Source organism: Streptacidiphilus pinicola (genome assembly GCF_003258295.1).
In the GTDB taxonomy this organism is placed as follows: domain Bacteria; phylum Actinomycetota; class Actinomycetes; order Streptomycetales; family Streptomycetaceae; genus Streptacidiphilus; species Streptacidiphilus pinicola.
This window is the reverse complement of sequence record NZ_QKYN01000124.1, coordinates 18,406-33,087: the sequence shown is the minus strand read 5'-3', so window position 1 is coordinate 33,087 and position 14,682 is coordinate 18,406. Positions and strand designations below refer to the sequence as shown.

16 protein-coding genes and 1 riboswitch are annotated in these 14,682 nt (G+C 72.6%); of the genes, 13 read left to right on the top strand and 3 right to left on the bottom strand.

The annotated features are described in order from the left end of the window. Together DN069_RS29425 and DN069_RS29420 are read right to left on the bottom strand one after the other, a co-directional pair. A partial coding sequence (locus DN069_RS29425; protein WP_111506091.1) for a universal stress protein occupies window positions 1-477 on the bottom strand: 477 nt, incomplete at its 3' end. Window positions 478-620: 143 nt separating this feature from the next. Next, window positions 621-1,718, bottom strand: a complete 1,098-nt coding sequence (locus DN069_RS29420; RefSeq protein ID WP_111506089.1) for a phosphatidylinositol-specific phospholipase C domain-containing protein — start codon at window positions 1,716-1,718, stop codon at window positions 621-623. A gap of 124 nt (window positions 1,719-1,842) precedes the next feature. Here DN069_RS29420 and DN069_RS42475 point away from each other — a divergent pair, with 124 nt between their 5' ends. The 13 genes from DN069_RS42475 (at window position 1,843) to DN069_RS29355 (ending at window position 13,942) form a co-directional block, all read left to right on the top strand. Then, complete coding sequence (locus DN069_RS42475; protein WP_111506087.1) at window positions 1,843-3,252, top strand: sensor histidine kinase; 1,410 nt, start codon at window positions 1,843-1,845, stop codon at window positions 3,250-3,252. Then, complete coding sequence (locus tag DN069_RS29410; RefSeq protein WP_111506085.1) at window positions 3,249-3,929, top strand: response regulator; 681 nt, start codon at window positions 3,249-3,251, stop codon at window positions 3,927-3,929. Before DN069_RS42475 ends, DN069_RS29410 begins: the two co-directional genes overlap by 4 nt. A gap of 138 nt (window positions 3,930-4,067) precedes the next feature. Beyond that, a riboswitch (FMN riboswitch) is annotated at window positions 4,068-4,198 on the top strand. A 192-nt stretch (window positions 4,199-4,390) separates the two neighbouring features. Next, window positions 4,391-5,059 (top strand): riboflavin synthase, encoded by a 669-nt coding sequence (locus DN069_RS29405; protein WP_111506083.1) that lies wholly within the window; start codon window positions 4,391-4,393, stop codon window positions 5,057-5,059. 6 nt (window positions 5,060-5,065) lie between these two features. Continuing rightward, a complete protein-coding gene (locus DN069_RS29400; protein ID WP_111506081.1) occupies window positions 5,066-5,737 on the top strand; it encodes a nicotinamide mononucleotide transporter family protein in 672 nt (223 codons plus the stop codon). Next, window positions 5,734-7,035, top strand: coding sequence for a bifunctional 3,4-dihydroxy-2-butanone-4-phosphate synthase/GTP cyclohydrolase II (locus DN069_RS29395; protein ID WP_111506079.1), 1,302 nt, complete (start codon window positions 5,734-5,736; stop codon window positions 7,033-7,035). Before DN069_RS29400 ends, DN069_RS29395 begins: the two co-directional genes overlap by 4 nt. A gap of 52 nt (window positions 7,036-7,087) precedes the next feature. Then, the gene (gene ribH, locus DN069_RS29390; RefSeq protein ID WP_111506077.1) at window positions 7,088-7,564 is read left to right on the top strand and encodes a 6,7-dimethyl-8-ribityllumazine synthase; all 477 of its coding nucleotides are present in this window, start codon (window positions 7,088-7,090) and stop codon (window positions 7,562-7,564) included. 82 nt (window positions 7,565-7,646) lie between these two features. Further along, complete coding sequence (locus tag DN069_RS29385; protein WP_111506075.1) at window positions 7,647-7,916, top strand: phosphoribosyl-ATP diphosphatase; 270 nt, start codon at window positions 7,647-7,649, stop codon at window positions 7,914-7,916. Between the two features lie 83 nt (window positions 7,917-7,999). Next, the gene (gene hisG, locus DN069_RS29380; RefSeq protein ID WP_111506073.1) at window positions 8,000-8,845 is read left to right on the top strand and encodes an ATP phosphoribosyltransferase; all 846 of its coding nucleotides are present in this window, start codon (window positions 8,000-8,002) and stop codon (window positions 8,843-8,845) included. Window positions 8,846-8,869: 24 nt separating this feature from the next. Continuing rightward, window positions 8,870-9,334, top strand: a complete 465-nt coding sequence (locus tag DN069_RS29375; RefSeq protein ID WP_111506071.1) for a PH domain-containing protein — start codon at window positions 8,870-8,872, stop codon at window positions 9,332-9,334. Window positions 9,335-9,412: 78 nt separating this feature from the next. After that, window positions 9,413-10,747, top strand: a complete 1,335-nt coding sequence (locus tag DN069_RS29370; RefSeq protein WP_111506097.1) for a hemolysin family protein — start codon at window positions 9,413-9,415, stop codon at window positions 10,745-10,747. Then, window positions 10,744-11,781, top strand: a complete 1,038-nt coding sequence (locus DN069_RS29365) for a hemolysin family protein (protein WP_111506069.1) — start codon at window positions 10,744-10,746, stop codon at window positions 11,779-11,781. The genes DN069_RS29370 and DN069_RS29365 overlap by 4 nt, the downstream gene beginning before the upstream one ends. Before the next feature lie 59 nt (window positions 11,782-11,840). Next, window positions 11,841-12,764: an ABC transporter ATP-binding protein gene (locus tag DN069_RS29360; protein WP_111506067.1), complete on the top strand. Its 924-nt coding sequence runs from the start codon at window positions 11,841-11,843 to the stop codon at window positions 12,762-12,764. Beyond that, window positions 12,761-13,942, top strand: a complete 1,182-nt coding sequence (locus DN069_RS29355) for an ABC transporter permease (protein ID WP_111506065.1) — start codon at window positions 12,761-12,763, stop codon at window positions 13,940-13,942. The genes DN069_RS29360 and DN069_RS29355 overlap by 4 nt, the downstream gene beginning before the upstream one ends. A 56-nt stretch (window positions 13,943-13,998) precedes the next feature. Here the strand turns inward: DN069_RS29355 and DN069_RS29350 are convergent, their stop codons facing one another. After that, a complete protein-coding gene (locus tag DN069_RS29350) occupies window positions 13,999-14,676 on the bottom strand; it encodes a cysteine hydrolase family protein (protein ID WP_111506063.1) in 678 nt (225 codons plus the stop codon). Window positions 14,677-14,682: the final 6 nt, after the last annotated feature.

The window sequence follows — 14,682 nt, the reverse complement described above, 5'->3', positions numbered from 1 at the left end:
GTGGCGCAGGGCGCGGGGGAGTTGGTGGAGCAGCTCCGGTGGCGGGACCGCCAGGACCCGGCAGGAGGCGTGGGAGACGCAGTAGCGGGCGGTCGTGCCGTGGAAGAGGCGCGCGGGCCAGTCGCGGCGGCCGGAGCCGAGGACCAGCAGGTCGTCCTTCTGGTCCGCGGCGTCCAGCAGCGCGGCCCCGGCCGGGCCGCGGATCAGCAGCAGCTCGGCGGCCAGATCCGACGGCATGCCGCCGAACGCCTCGTCGAACGCGTTGCGCAGGCGCCACGCCGCCTCCTGCTCCCACTGCTTGAGCAGCGGCGGGCACGGCGCGTGCCGGTAGGCCGCCTCCCCGCCGAGCGGGAGCCAGGCCAGCACGGCGAGCAGGGGAACGCCCGCGCGCCGGGCCTCGGCGACTCCGACGCGCAGCGCCTGCAGGCTGCTGGGCGTTCCGCTGACTCCGACGACGACGCGCCTCGCGTCCGGCATGACAGGCACCTGCTCCTCTGATCGGTGGACCGGGTCGTCATTCCACCGCACCGAGCGCGCCCGCGGGATCGGTCTTGACGCACTCCAAACGCTCAGGGCCCGTGATCTGACGCACCTTTGGCGCCTGCCGCGCCGGCCGCGGGTCAGCCGCCGATGCCGTCCCGGCTCAGCAGCGCGCCGATGAGCGCGTAGCCGGGGTAGTCCATCAGCACCACGCCGGTGTGCGACAGCTGGGAGCCGCCGCTGCCGGTGAGGTCGTTCAGCGCCAGCTGGTTGACGCCGGTGGTGAACCAGGTGCCGCCGGCGACGTCCGCCGGCCCGGCGCCGAAGGGCGAGCAGTTGGCGGACAGGTAGGTGGTGAACATCGCCCCGCTGGTGTCCGCCGATGCCGCGGCGATGTTGCCGCGGGCCTCGGACCACTTGGTCGAGGTGGTGCACTGGGTCCAGTCGTTCTCCACGTACGAGCCCCAGTTGCCCTGGGTGAGCTGGGTCAGCCCGTAGCCGGGGTAGATCTCGCCGACCGGGCCGCTGAAGGCGGTCAGCACGATGTGCCCGCGGACCTGCCCGAGGGACGGCATGGCGGCGGTCGAGGTGCCGGTGACGGTCGGGGCGTAGAAGAGGCCCGGATAGCGGGCCAGGTAGCTCTGGAAGACCCGGATCCGGTCCGCGGTGGTGGTGGACGCCGGGTCGTCGGCGCAGTGGCCGATGGAGGCGGTGCCGCTGCCGCCCTCGGCGGTGTCCGCGTCGCACTCGCCGTGCAGGTTCATCAGGATCGTCTCGCCCGGGTGGGCGGCGAGGAAGGCCTGGGCGTGGGTGAGCACGTCGTCGAAGTTGGCGTTCTGGTAGACGTCGGTGTGGTGGATCGCGAAGGCGGTGCCGTTGTTCACCACCCGCACCCGGATGTCGATCGCGCGGATCCCCGCGTTCAGCTGGGCGTCCAGCGTCGCGGCGCCGTCGCCGTGGTCCTCCTGGGCCTCGTAGGCCCAGGGCGCGAGCCCGCCGTGGATGGCCAGGGTGTCGTGGGTGCCGGGGACGGACAGGGCGCCGAGGCCGACGCCGTCCGGCAGGCCGCTCATCCAGTCCGGGTGGGACGCGGAGGTGAGGCTGTCGAAGGCGGGCGAGGAGCTGCTGGGCTGCGCGGACGCCGTCCCCGCCCCGGCGGTGAGCGCCATCCCCGCCATCAGGGCCACCGCGGCCGCCACCGCGAGCCCCCGTCCTGTCGTGCCGATCTGCTGTCGCATCCCGTGCCCTCCCCTTCAGTCGGGTTCGTCGCCCCGGTTACCGGATGGTAGGGACCCCGCGTGAACTTGAGAAGACCACGACAAGAATGCCGCTCTGACGTACCGAACCTCTACCGTTGGGGGCATGGACCTGCTGCGCCGACTCCGGTTGTTCGTGCGCGCGCACCCCTACTGGGCGGACGCGCTGCTCGCAGCTGTGCTGTACCTGGTCACCATCCTGTGGCCCACCGGGGGCCGGCCCAGCACGCAGTGGTCCAACTTCGACCCCGACGAGGTGCTGCTCGTCGCCGGGCTCTGCGTCTACGCCCCGTTGGCGCTGCGCCGGCGCTACCCGGTGCTGGTGCTGGCCTGCACCGTCGCGGCGACGGTCGGCTACATGTTCGTCGGGCCCGTGCGCGGGCCGATCCTGGCCGGGTCCGGGCTCGCGATCTACACCGTCTCCTCCGTGGTCGAGCGGCGGCTCGCGCTCGCCATCGGCGGGGTCGCGGTGCTGTCCGTCGGCATAGCCAGCATGGCGCTGTCGCCCGAGAAGTGGGACGAGGGCGTCAACGGCATCGCGTTCGCCTGGACGGCGATGACGGTGGCCGTCGGCGAGTCCGTGCGCAGCCGCCGCGCCTTCGTGGCCGCGATAGAGGAGCGTGCCTTGCGCGCCGAGCACACCCGCGAGGAGGAGGCGCGTCGTCGCGTCGCCGAGGAGCGGCTGCGGATCGCCCGCGAGCTGCACGACATCGTGGGCCACCACATCGCGCTGATCAACATCCAGGCCGGGGTGGCCTCCACGGTGCTGGACAGCCAGCCGGACACCGCCCGCGCGGCGCTGGCGCAGGTCCGCGAGGCGGGCCGGGCCGCGCTGAGCGAGCTCGGCGCCACCGTCGCCGTGCTGCGGCAGACCGGGGAGGGCGAGGAGGCCGCGAGCCCCCGCGATCCCGCGCCGGGGCTCGCCCAGCTCGCCCAGCTGGTGGACTCCTTCGAGCGCTCCGGGCTGCGGGTGGAGTGCCGCACGGAGGGTGCGCCGGTCCCGATCCCGGCCGCGGTGGACCTGACCGCCTACCGGGTGGTCCAGGAGTCGCTGACCAACGTCCGCAAGCACGCCGGGGCGTCGGCGGCGTCGGTCCGGCTGGAGTACCGGCCGGGCGTGCTGCACATCGAGGTCGACGACGACGGCCCGGGCCCGAAGCCGCCCGCCAAGGGCGGCGCCTCCGCGTCCGGCGGTACGAGCGGCTTCGGCCTGATCGGCATGCGCGAACGCGCCGCGTCCGTCGGCGGCACCTTCGCCGCCGGCCCCCGCCCCGACGGCGGCTTCCGCGTCACCCTCGACCTCCCACTGGGCGGCGCCGGCCGCAGCGCCGCCTCGCCGACGGCCGCCGACGCCTCGCGCGGGCCCGGCCTGCCGCGGATGAACCTCCCGAACCTCCTCGGCCCCTTCCGGCCGGTCCACGACACCGCTGGTGACCCGTCCGCCCCGGACGGGGTTTCCACCGCCGACTCCGCGCAGGTCGCGCGGGCGTCCGCCCGAGGAACAGGAGACGTATGACCATCCGGGTGCTGCTCGCGGACGACCAGGTGCTGGTACGGGCCGGGCTCAAGGTGCTCGTCGACTCCGCTCCCGACCTCGCCGTGGTGGGGGAGGCCGCGACCGGGCTGGAGGCCGTCCGGCTGGCCAAGGAGGCGCGGGCCGACGTCGTGCTGATGGACATCCGGATGCCGGAGCTGGACGGCCTCGAGGCCACCACGCGGATCACCGCCGACGAGGACCTGGCGGGCGTCCGGGTCCTGGTGCTGACCACCTTCGAGACCGACGACTACGTCTTCCAGTCGCTGCGGGCCGGCGCCTCGGGCTTCCTCGGCAAGGGGGCGGAGCCCGACGCGCTGCTCGACGCGATCCGCGTCGTCGCCCGCGGCGAGGCGCTGCTGACGCCCGCCGCCACCAAGGAGCTCATCGCCCGCTACCTCTCGCAGCCCGAGCGCGGCGGCCCGACCGCCGCCCCGCCGAGCCTCGCCGTGCTGACCGACCGGGAGCGCGAGATCGTCGCCATGGTCGCCACCGGCGCGTCCAACGACGAGATCGGCGAGCAGCTCGCCGTCAGCCCGCTGACGGTCAAGACGCACGTCAGCCGAGCCCTCATCAAGCTCGGTGCGCGCGACCGGGCGCAGCTCGTGGTGCTCGCCTACGAGAGCGGTCTGGTGCGCCCCAGCGCGCATTCCGGCTGACCGCTCGCCGGGTGTGGGATCGGTGGACAGCACAGTATTCCGCTCACGGCGGGTGATTCACCCCACACGCCTCGCGGCCCGTCAGCTCTTGCGAACCCTGCCGAGGTCCGTGGCACACTGACAGCAGCAGTACGACGTTTGCGCACTCCGGGGTCGGTGAAAGTCCGAACCGGCGGTTACAGTCCGCGACCCGACCGCTTCCAGCGGCCGGTTGACCAGGTGAAATTCCTGGACCGACGGTTAAAGTCCGGATGGGAGGCAGTGCGCGGCGGACAGGGCTGCGGCGTCGTCGCCTCGTGCGCACCCTCCCCGGGTGAGCTTTCCGGAGCGGCCCCCCGATCGAGTCGGGGGTCCCCGGACCGCGCGCAGCGTCGTCTCCGTATCCCGTGGCAGTCGTCCGTTGTCAGCTCCCGCTACAGCCCCGGAGACCGCGCAGTAGGCGCGAGGTCACGGAGAGCTGAATGTTCACGGGAATCATCGAAGAGCTTGGCGAGGTCCTCTCGATCGAGGACTTGGGCGACTCCGCCCGTGTCCGCCTGCGCGGCCCGCTCACCACCGCCGACGCCCGTGAGGGCCAGTCCATCGCGGTGAACGGCGTCTGTCTCACCGTCCTCGACACCGACGCGGAACTGGCCGCCCACCCGGGCGAGTTCAGTGCGGACGTGATGCGCGAGACGCTGGAGCGGTCCAGCCTCGGCGCCATCGGCGTCGGCTCGAAGGTCAACCTCGAACGTGCCATGGCGCTCGGCGCCCGTCTCGGCGGCCACCTGGTGCAGGGCCACGTCGACGGCACCGGCGCACTGCTCTCCCGCACCCCCGGCGAGGCCGGCGCGGACGGGAATCCGCAGTGGGAGGTCCTGCGTTTCAGTCTGCCGGCGCAGCTGTCGCGGTACCTCGTCGAGAAGGGCTCGATCACCGTCGACGGCGTCAGCCTGACCGTGGTGGAGGCGGCCGTGGACTCGTTCACCGTGAGCCTGATCCCGGCCACCCTCGCGCACACCACCCTCGGCCTGAAGCAGAGCGGGGACCCGGTGAACCTGGAGGTCGACGTGCTGGCGAAGTACGTCGAGCGGCTGCTCGGCGACCGTGCGCTCCCCGCGTTCGACAGCGTGCAGCAGACGGGAGCCTGACGGACCATGAGCAGTCTGGTCAACGACCTCAACAGCACGGCGTTCAGCCTGTTCGGACAGCAGATCAAGTGGTCCGACATGGTGGGCAACCTGCTCGGTCTCGGCGCGCTCGCGCTGGGCTGGCGGCGTTCGATGCTCACCTGGCCGGTGCAGCTGCTGTCCGGGGTCGTGCTCTTCGCGGCGTTCGCCGCCGGTCACCTCAGCGGCAGCGCCGGCAAGCAGCTGATCGTCATAGCCGTCTCGGTCTGGGGCTGGTACCAGTGGCAGCGCGGCCGTGCCAAGGCCGGCGACGTCACGGTGCGCTTCGCCACCTGGACCGAGCGCGGCGTGCTGGTCGCGGCCACGGCCGGGCTCACCGTCGCCCTGGCGGAGCTCTTCCAGGCCTACCCGTGGATGTCCTGGAGCCCGTGGGCCGATGCCTACATCTTCACCGGCACGCTGGCCGCGATGTACGCGCAGGCCCGCGGCTGGGTGGAGTTCTGGTTCGCCTGGCTGGCCGTCGACCTGGTCGGCGTGCCCCTCAACTTCACCAACGGCTACGCCTTCTCCGGCTACGTCTACAGCATCTACTTCGTCCTGGTGATCCTGGGTCTGCGCTCCTGGTGGCTGCGCAGCCGCATGGCCGAGCAGGCCGAGCAGTCCGAGCAGCCCGCGCTCGCGGAAGGAGCCGTCGCATGAACGCCATAGAGGATCTGGCCCTCCAGCACGGTGAGGTCTACGAGGACCTCACCCTGGACAGCATCGAGTTCGCGATCTCCGAGATCGCCGCCGGCCGCCCGATCGTCGTCGTCGACGACGAGAACCGCGAGAACGAGGGCGACCTGGTCTTCGCCGCGGAGCTGGCCACGCCCGAGCTGGTCGCCTTCGCGATGCGCGAGTGCCGCGGCCTGATCTGCGTGCCGATGATCGGCGAGGACCTGGACCGGCTGGAGCTGGGCCAGATGGTCGCGCAGAACACCGAGTCGATGCGCACCGCGTTCACCGTCTCGGTGGATGCCAAGGAGGGCGTCACCACCGGCATCTCCGCCGCCGACCGCGCGCTGACCATCAAGCTGCTGGCCGACCCGGCCAGCGCCGGCGGCGACTTCGTCCGCCCCGGCCACGTCTTCCCGCTGCGCGCCCGGCCGGGCGGCGTGCTGGAGCGCGAGGGCCACACCGAGGCCGGCCCGGACCTGTGCCGGCTGGCGGGGCTGCGGCCCGCCGCGGCGATCTGCGAGATCGCCAACGACGACGGCACCATGGCCCGCCTGCCCGAGCTCGTCGTCTTCGCCCGTCGGCACGGCCTGGCCCTGGTCTCCATCGAGGACCTGATCGCCTACCGCCGCCGTACCGAGGCCACGGTGACCCGCGCCGCGACCACCGCGCTGCCCACCGAGCACGGCTCCTTCACCGCGGTCGGCTACCGGAGCGAGCCCGACGGCATCGAGCACATCGCGCTCGTCGCGGGCGGCCTGAACGCCGACGGCACGCTGCCCGACGGCGAGGAGGTGCTGGTCCGGGTCCACTCCGAGTGCCTGACCGGCGACGTCTTCGGCTCGCTGCGCTGCGACTGCGGCCCGCAGCTGGCCGCCTCGCTCGAGAAGATCGCCGGCGAGGGCCGCGGCATCGTGCTCTACCTGCGCGGCCACGAGGGCCGCGGCATCGGCCTGGTCCGCAAGCTGCGCGCCTACGAGCTGCAGGAGGGCGGCCGGGACACCGTCGACGCCAACCTGGAGCTGGGCCTGCCCGCGGACGCCCGCGACTACCGCGCGGCCGCGCTGATCCTGGAGGACCTGGGCGTCCGCTCGGTGCGGCTGCTCAGCAACAACCCCGACAAGCACGTGGCGCTGACCGACCACGGCCTGCGGGTGCACGGCCGCGAGTCGGTCCGGGTCGGCGTCGGCGAGCACAACCTGCGGTACCTGCTGACCAAGCGCGACCGGATGGGCCACGACCTGCCCTGGCTCGACGAGCTCAGCCCGGCGCACACCGCCTGATCCTGCCAACACCTTTTCTGATCAGACCAGTCCAACGAGAGGACGGAAGCAAGTGAGCGGCGAGGGAGCCCCCAAGCTCGACGTGCGGGGCGCGAAGGACCTGAAGGTCGCGGTCGTCGCGGCGCAGTGGCACACCGTGGTGATGGACGGCCTGATCGCGGGCGCCGAGCGGGCGCTCGACGAGTTCGGCGTGACCGACTACCAGGTGCTGCGCGTCCCCGGCAGTTTCGAGCTGCCGGTCGCCGCGAAGGCGCTCGCGGCGCGCGGCTACGACGCGATCGTCGCGCTCGGCGTCGTCATCCGCGGCGGTACGCCCCACTTCGACTTCGTGTGCGAGGCCGCGACGATGGGACTCACCCAGGTGAGTGTCGACTCCGGCATCCCGGTCGGTTTCGGCCTGCTGACCTGCGACAACGAGCAGCAGGCGCTGGACCGTGCGGGCCTGGCGGACTCCAAGGAGGACAAGGGCCACGAGGCCACCACCGCCGCGCTCAGCACCGCCGTGCTGATCCGCGGCCTGGGAGCCTGAGGGCGGATTCGTGTCCACGCCACCGTCCGTACGGTGGGACGACACGACCTGTTCCCGGGGAACCACGTAGGGTAGGCCCATCATGGCGCTTAAGACATTCGAAGAGCTCTTCAGCGAGCTGCAGCGGAAGGCCGCGGCCGGCGAGCCCGGTTCCCGTACCGCCGAGCTGGTCGGCCTGGGCGTGCACGCCATCGGCAAGAAGGTCGTCGAGGAGGCGGCCGAGGTGTGGATGGCCGCCGAGCACGAGTCCGACGAGCGGACCGCCGAGGAGATCTCCCAGCTGCTGTACCACCTCCAGGTCATGATGGTCGCGCGCGGCCTCAGCCTGGAGGACGTCTACGCCCATCTGTAGACCCCGCACGTTTTCACGCAGCGGGGCACCGAGCCGATTCGGTGCCCCGCTTTCGTATGTCCATACAAGGAAAGGCACCGACCATGCTCCGCATCGCCGTCCCGAACAAGGGCTCACTCGCCGAACCGGCGGCGGGCATGCTCCATGAGGCCGGCTACCGGCAGCGCAAGGACAGCAAGGAGCTGGTCCTGGTCGACCCCGAGAACCGGGTGGAGTTCTTCTACCTGCGCCCGCGCGACATCGCGATCTACGTGGGCTCGGGCCGACTCGACATCGGCTTCACCGGCCGCGACCTGCTGCTGGACTCCGGCGCGGAGGCCGAGGAGGTCCTCTCGCTCGGCTTCGCCGGCTCGACCTTCCGGTTCGCCGGCCCGCCCGGGGTGGCCACCGGCGTCAAGGACCTGGAGGGCCGCCGGATCGCCACCTCCTACACCGGTCTGGTCGAGAAGCACCTGGCCGAGGCGGGCGTGAAGGCCACCGTCACCAAGCTGGACGGTGCGGTCGAGACGGCTGTGCAGCTCGGCGTCGCCGACGTCATCGCCGACGTCGTGGAGACCGGCACCAGCCTGCGCAACGCCGGTATGGAGGTCTTCGGCGAGCCGATCCTGCGCTCCGAGGCCGTCGTCATCCGCCCGCTGGGCGCGGGCGAGGACGCGGGCGTGGACCAGTTCATGCGGCGTCTGCAGGGTGTCCTGGTGGCCCGTCGGTACGTGATGATGGATTACGACATCCGTGCCGAGCGCGTCGCGGAGGCGGTCGCGCTCACCCCCGGTCTGGAGTCGCCCACCGTCTCCCCGCTGCACAGCGAGGGCTGGGTGGCGGTCCGGGCCATGGTGCTGCGCAAGGAGGCCCAGCGGATCATGGACGACCTCTGGAGCATCGGCGCGCGCGCGATCCTGGTCACCGACATCCACGCCTGCCGCCTGTAGGGCGGCCCGGCCGGAGGGCCACCCATGACCGCGAGCCCGAGCCTCACCGCCGCGCCCACCCTGCCGCACACCTGGCAGCCGGTGCTGACGCGCGTGGTGCTGCTCGGGCTCGCGGCTGTCTCGGTGGCGTTCTTCGCCCTGATCGCGGCGATCGGCGCGCCGGACTGGCAGCGGCACGACCGGATCGGCATAGGCAGCAGCGGCATCGTCTTCGCCCTGGTGCTGGTGGTGCTGGCCCGCCCGAAGGCCAAGGCCGACCGCGCCGGGCTGACGGTGGTGAACTTCGTGCGCAAGCGCCGCCTGGAGTGGCCGCAGATCCTGGCGGTCAACCTGCACCTGGGCGACCCGTGGGTGACCCTCGACCTCGCGGACGGCGGCACGCTGGCCGTGGTCGCGATCCAGCCGGGCGCCGGACGCAAGCAGGCCTGGCGCATGGCCGAGGAGCTGCGCGCCTGCGTCGACGCCTACGGTACGGCGCCACCTCGCTGAGGCGGCGACCTCCCTGGGGTACTGTGGGGGCTTTACCAAGCCTTTGGAGAATTCCCACCTTCCATGGACCCTCACAGTATTTCCGTGGCCTGGCTGCTGCTCGGTGTCGCCGTGCTGCTGATCCTGGCCAACGGACTCTTCGTGGCCGCCGAGTTCGCCTTCATCACCGTCGACCGCGGGGAGGTGCAGCGGGCCGCCACGGCGGGGGACCGGCGGGCGTCGCGCGTGGACGGGGCACTGCGGACACTCTCCTTCGAGCTGTCCGGCGCGCAGCTCGGCATCACCGTGACCTCGCTGCTCGTCGGCATGCTGGCCAACCCGGCGCTGGGCCTGCTGCTCACCCCGCCGCTGCGCGGCCTCGGCGTCTCCGGCGGCGCGGTGACCGCGCTCGCCGCTGTCCTGGGCCTGCTGCTGGCGACCGTGCTGCAGATGGTGATCGGCGAGCTCGTCCCCAAGGGCTGGGCCATCTCCCGCCCGCTCCAGGTCGCCCGCGCCGTGGTCGCCCCGCAGGCGCTGTTCTCCCGGATCTGCCGGCCGCTGATCCTGCTGCTCAACGGCGCCGCCAACCGGATCGTGCGCCGCCTCGGCATGGAGCCCGCCGAGGAACTGGCCTCCGCGCGCAGCGCCGAGGAACTCGTGGCGCTGGCCCGGCACTCCGCCCACGAGGGCGCGCTGGAGAGCGACACGGCCGACCTCTTCGTGCGCACGCTCGGCCTCGCGGAGCTCTCCGCCGAGTCCGTGATGACGCCGCGCGTGGACGTGGCCGCGCTGGAGGACCACGCCACCGCCGCCGACGTGCTCAACCTGACCCGGGCGACCGGCCTTTCCCGGTTCCCCGTCTACCGGCAGAGCATCGACGACGTCGTCGGCGTCGTCACGCTCAAGGACGCGCTCGCCGTCAAGGCCGAGCGCCGGGCCACCGTGCGCGTCGGCGCGCTGGCCTCGCCGCCGCTGCTGGTGCCGGAGACGCTGCCCGCCGACCGGCTGCTCGACCTGCTCCGCAGCCGCCAGCAACTCGCCGTCGTCGTCGACGAGTACGGCGGCACGGCCGGGGTGGCCACGCTGGAGGACATCGTCGAGGAGATGGTCGGCGAGGTGCAGGACGAGCACGACCCCGCGGACCTGCCCGAGCTGCGCCCGGCCACGCCGGTGGCGGGCCGTCAGGCCTGGCTCGCCGAGGGCCGCTGCCGCGTCGACGTGCTGGAGGCCGTGGGGCTGCACGCCCCCGAGGGCCCCTACGAGACCGTGGCCGGTCTGCTCACCGATCTGCTCGGCCGGCTGCCCCAGCCCGGCGACGCCGCCGAGCTGCCCGGCTGGCGGCTGGTGGCCGTCCAGGTGCACCGCCACCGCACCGAACTGGTGCGGCTGGAACGGCAGGACGCCACCGGCGCCGAGGAGGGCCGGGACCGATGAGTGCCCTCTTCCTCTTCTTCGCCGTGCTGCTCCTGCTCGGCAACGCCTTCTTCGTCGGCGCCGAGTTCGCACTCGTCTCGGTCCGCCGCAGCCAGGTGCAGCCCCTCGCCGAGGCCGGCGACCGGCGCGCCGCCACGGTCGTCCGCGCGCTCGAGGACGTCTCGGCGATGCTCGCCGCGACCCAGCTCGGCATCACCGTCTGCTCGCTGCTGCTCGGCGCCGTTGCCGAACCCGCGCTCGCCGGGCTGCTGGAAGCGCCGTTCCACGCGCTCGGCCTGCCCTCCTCGCTGGTGCACCCGGCCGGCTTCGTGCTGGCGCTCGCGATCGTGGTCGGACTGCACATGGTGATCGGCGAGATGGTGCCGAAGAACATCGCGCTGGCCACGCCCGAGCGCGCCGCGCTCTGGCTCGGCCCGCCGCTGGTCGGGCTGGCCCGCTGGCTGCGCCCGTTCATCGCCCTCCTCAACGCGCTGGCCAACCTGGTGTTGCGGCTGCTGCGGGTCGAGCCCAAGGACGAGATCGCCGCGGCCTACACCAGCGAGGAGCTGACCCACCTGCTGCACGCCTCCCACGCGGCGGGCCTGCTCGGCCGCCACGCGCAGGAGCGGCTGGAGGACGCCCTGGAGCTCGGCCTGCGCCCGGTGCGCGAGGTCGTGATGCCGAGCGACAAGCTCGTCACCGTCGACAGCTCCGTGACCGCGGGCGGGATCGAGGAGCTGGCGGTGCGCACCGGCTACTCCCGCTTCCCCGTCGTCGGCGACAACGGCGCCTTCCTCGGCTACCTGCACGTCAAGGACGTGCTGGAGCTGGACGACCCCGACGCGCCGGTGCCCGGCCGGCTCTGGCGGCCGATCATCAGCCTCTCCGGCGACCTCCCGCTCGACGACGCGCTCGGCGCGATGCGCCGCTCCGCCGCGCACCTGGCCGGCGTCGTCGACGCGGGCGGGCTGACGCTCGGTCTGGTGGCGCTGGAGGACGTGCTGGAGGAACTGGTCGGCGAGGTGCACGATCCGGACCACCGCGTGCGTCGCTAAGCTGACCATCGATCAAACAGATCAAGCGACAAAACGTACATTCGGGGGAGTGTGAGCAGGTGAGCGATCGACGTCTCGAAGTCGACGCCCTGACCAAGCGCTACGGCGACACCGTGGCGCTGGACGGGATGACGTTCGACGTGCGAGCCGGAGAGATCTTCGGCTTCGTCGGCAGCAACGGCGCCGGCAAGACCACGACGATGCGGATCGTTCTCGGTGTGCTCGCCGCGGACGGGGGAGAGGTCCGCTGGGCCGGGGTCCCGGTGGACCACGAGATCCGCAGCCGGATCGGCTACATGCCCGAGGAGCGCGGCCTCTACCCGCGCATGAAGGTCGGCGAGCAGCTGACCTACCTGGCCCGGCTGCACGGCCTCGGCGCGGCGCAGGCCGCGGCGGCGGTCGCCGAGTGGACCGAACGCCTCGGCGTCCACGCCCGCGTCGGCGACGAGGTGCAGAAGCTCAGCCTCGGCAACCAGCAGCGCGTGCAGCTGGCCGCGGCGCTGGTGCACAACCCCGAGATACTCGTGCTCGACGAGCCGTTCTCCGGGCTGGACCCGGTGGCCGTCGACGTGATGAGCCAGGTGCTGCGCGAGAAGGCCGCCGAGGGCATTCCGGTGATCTTCTCCAGCCACCAGCTGGACCTGGTCGAGCGGCTCTGCGACCGCGTCGGCATCGTCCGCGCGGGCACGATGGTCGCCTGCGACACCGTCGACGAGCTGCGCGCCTCCGGGGGCGAGGAGCTGCTGGTGCACGCGCCCGCCGCGCCCGAGGGCTGGGCCGCGGGCGTTCCCGGCGTCACCGTGCGCCGACAGGAGAACGGTCGCACTGTGCTCGCCCTCGACGAGGGCGCCGACGACCAGACCGTGCTCACGGCCGCGCTGGCCACCGGCCCCGTCCGCGAGTTCGCCCGCCGGCGCTCCACGCTCACGGAGCTGTTCCGGCACGTCGTCAGCACGGACACGCACACGGGGGAGCAGCAGTGACGAACACGGCCGACGCCACGGGCCACCACCAGGGCGCGCAGCTGAGCAACGTCGAGGCGGTCAAGCTGGTCGCCGGGCGTGAGACGTCGGTGCGGCTGCGCTCCAAGGCGTTCAAGATCATGCTCGGCATCACCGCGGTGGCCTTCCTCGCGGTGCCGATCATCACCAAGCTCGCCGCTCCCGGCCCCTCGACGCAGCACGTCGCGGTGGTCCAGGCGGACGCGGGCTACGGCCAGGAGCTCTCCGCCGTGGCGGACAAGCTGCACCAGAAGGTCGACGTCATCGTCGTCGCCGACCCCGCGGCCGGCACGGCCGCGGTCCGCGACGGCAAGGTCGACGCCTTCGTCACCGCGCACGGCGCGGACGGCACCGAGGTGACGGTCGACAAGTCGCTGCCGAACTCGCTGCAGACGCTCTTCGCGGTCGTCGGCCAGGCCCCCGCGGCGGCGTCCCAGCACGTGCAGGTCTCCCCGCTGGAGAAGGCCGACCCGCAGCAGGGCCAGAAGGTCGCCATCGCCATCGTCGCGGGCCTGCTGATGTACCTCATCCTGATGACGGTCGGTCAGATGGTCGCGCAGGGCGTCGTCGAGGAGAAGACCAGCCGCGTGGTCGAGCTCCTGCTCGCCACGATCAAGCCGTGGCAGCTGCTGGCGGGCAAGGTCGTGGGCGTCGCGGTGGTCGGCGTGGTCCAGCTGCTCGTCCCCGGCGTGCTGGGCCTGGCCGTCGGCATGGCCGACGGGCAGCTCAACGTCTCGCTCAGCGCGTCGGTGGGCAGCCTGCTGTGGACGCTGGCCTGGTTCGTGGCCGGATTCTGGCTCTACGCCCTGGTCTTCGCCTCGGCGGGCGCGATGGTCTCCCGCCAGGAGGACCTCGGCGGGGTGATGGCCCCCATCATGATGCCGCTGGTCGCGGGTTGGGTCGTGGCCATCTCCATCCTCCCCGCGAACCCGCAGAGCGGCCTGGCCGAGATCCTCTCCTTCGTCCCGTTCACCGCCCCGGTCCTCATGCCCATGCGCTGGGCCCTCGGCGTCGCCCCCCTCTGGCAGGTCCTCGTGGCCCTCTTCCTCACCCTCGCCACCGGCGTCGTCGTCCTCCGCTTCGCCGGCCGCGTCTACCGCAACTCAGTCCTGCGGAGCGGCGCCCGGGTCCCGCTGCGGGAGGCTTTGAAGGCCGCCTGAGACGTGCCTCCTGGGGCCAGTCGCAGCACGAAGGGGGCGCGCGGAGCCCCGCGCCCCTAACTGGTCGCCAGCAGCGCCAGGAGCTCGCTCGTGGGACGGACGTCCCCGAAGCTGCGGTAGATCGTCGTCAGGGACGCGTTGTGGAGGGTGTCGTCGCGGGTGGCGCAGGCGTCGGCGGCGAGGAGGGTGCGGTAGCCGAGGGTCGCCGCGTCGCGGACGGTGGATTCGACGCAGACGTTGGTGACCAGGCCGCAGACCAGAACGGTGTCGACGGCGCGTCGGTCCAGGTGGTCGCGGAGCGCACAGCGGCCGGGGAAGAAGGCGGAGGCGGCGGTCTTCTCGACGACGGGGTCGTCGGGCGCGGGGGTGAGGTCGGGCCAGAGGCGGGAGCGCAGGGGGCCGGTGCCGCCCGCGCCGCGGTAGAGCTCGGCGATCTCGGGACCGTAGAAGTCGACTGCCCAGCCGGTGGCCTGCTCGGTGACGGCCGGCAGGACCCAGGCGACGGTGCCGCCCGCCGCGCGGACCGCGCGGGCGAGGGTGTGGACGTGCGGGACGATGCCGAGGCCGTAGGGGTTGCCGGCGACGAAGAAGCGGACCATGTCGACCACGACCAGTGCGGTGCTCGGACCGGTGAGGCGCTCGTAGGCGTGGCGGCGGCCGCGGCGCCGTTCCTGGCGGGCGTACTCACGGGCGTCGATCTGCCAGGTGTGGAGCCTCGGTTGTGTCTCGGCCATGCTGCG

Coding starts and splice junctions, on each gene's coding strand:
- DN069_RS29420 (WP_111506089.1), bottom strand. CDS start 1,718: ATGCGACAGCAGATCGGCACGACAGGACGGGGGCTCGCGGTGGCGGCC.
- DN069_RS42475 (WP_111506087.1), top strand. CDS start 1,843: ATGGACCTGCTGCGCCGACTCCGGTTGTTCGTGCGCGCGCACCCCTAC.
- DN069_RS29410 (WP_111506085.1), top strand. CDS start 3,249: ATGACCATCCGGGTGCTGCTCGCGGACGACCAGGTGCTGGTACGGGCC.
- DN069_RS29405 (WP_111506083.1), top strand. CDS start 4,391: ATGTTCACGGGAATCATCGAAGAGCTTGGCGAGGTCCTCTCGATCGAG.
- DN069_RS29400 (WP_111506081.1), top strand. CDS start 5,066: ATGAGCAGTCTGGTCAACGACCTCAACAGCACGGCGTTCAGCCTGTTC.
- DN069_RS29395 (WP_111506079.1), top strand. CDS start 5,734: ATGAACGCCATAGAGGATCTGGCCCTCCAGCACGGTGAGGTCTACGAG.
- DN069_RS29385 (WP_111506075.1), top strand. CDS start 7,647: ATGGCGCTTAAGACATTCGAAGAGCTCTTCAGCGAGCTGCAGCGGAAG.
- hisG (WP_111506073.1), top strand. CDS start 8,000: ATGCTCCGCATCGCCGTCCCGAACAAGGGCTCACTCGCCGAACCGGCG.
- DN069_RS29375 (WP_111506071.1), top strand. CDS start 8,870: ATGACCGCGAGCCCGAGCCTCACCGCCGCGCCCACCCTGCCGCACACC.
- DN069_RS29365 (WP_111506069.1), top strand. CDS start 10,744: ATGAGTGCCCTCTTCCTCTTCTTCGCCGTGCTGCTCCTGCTCGGCAAC.
- DN069_RS29350 (WP_111506063.1), bottom strand. CDS start 14,676: ATGGCCGAGACACAACCGAGGCTCCACACCTGGCAGATCGACGCCCGT.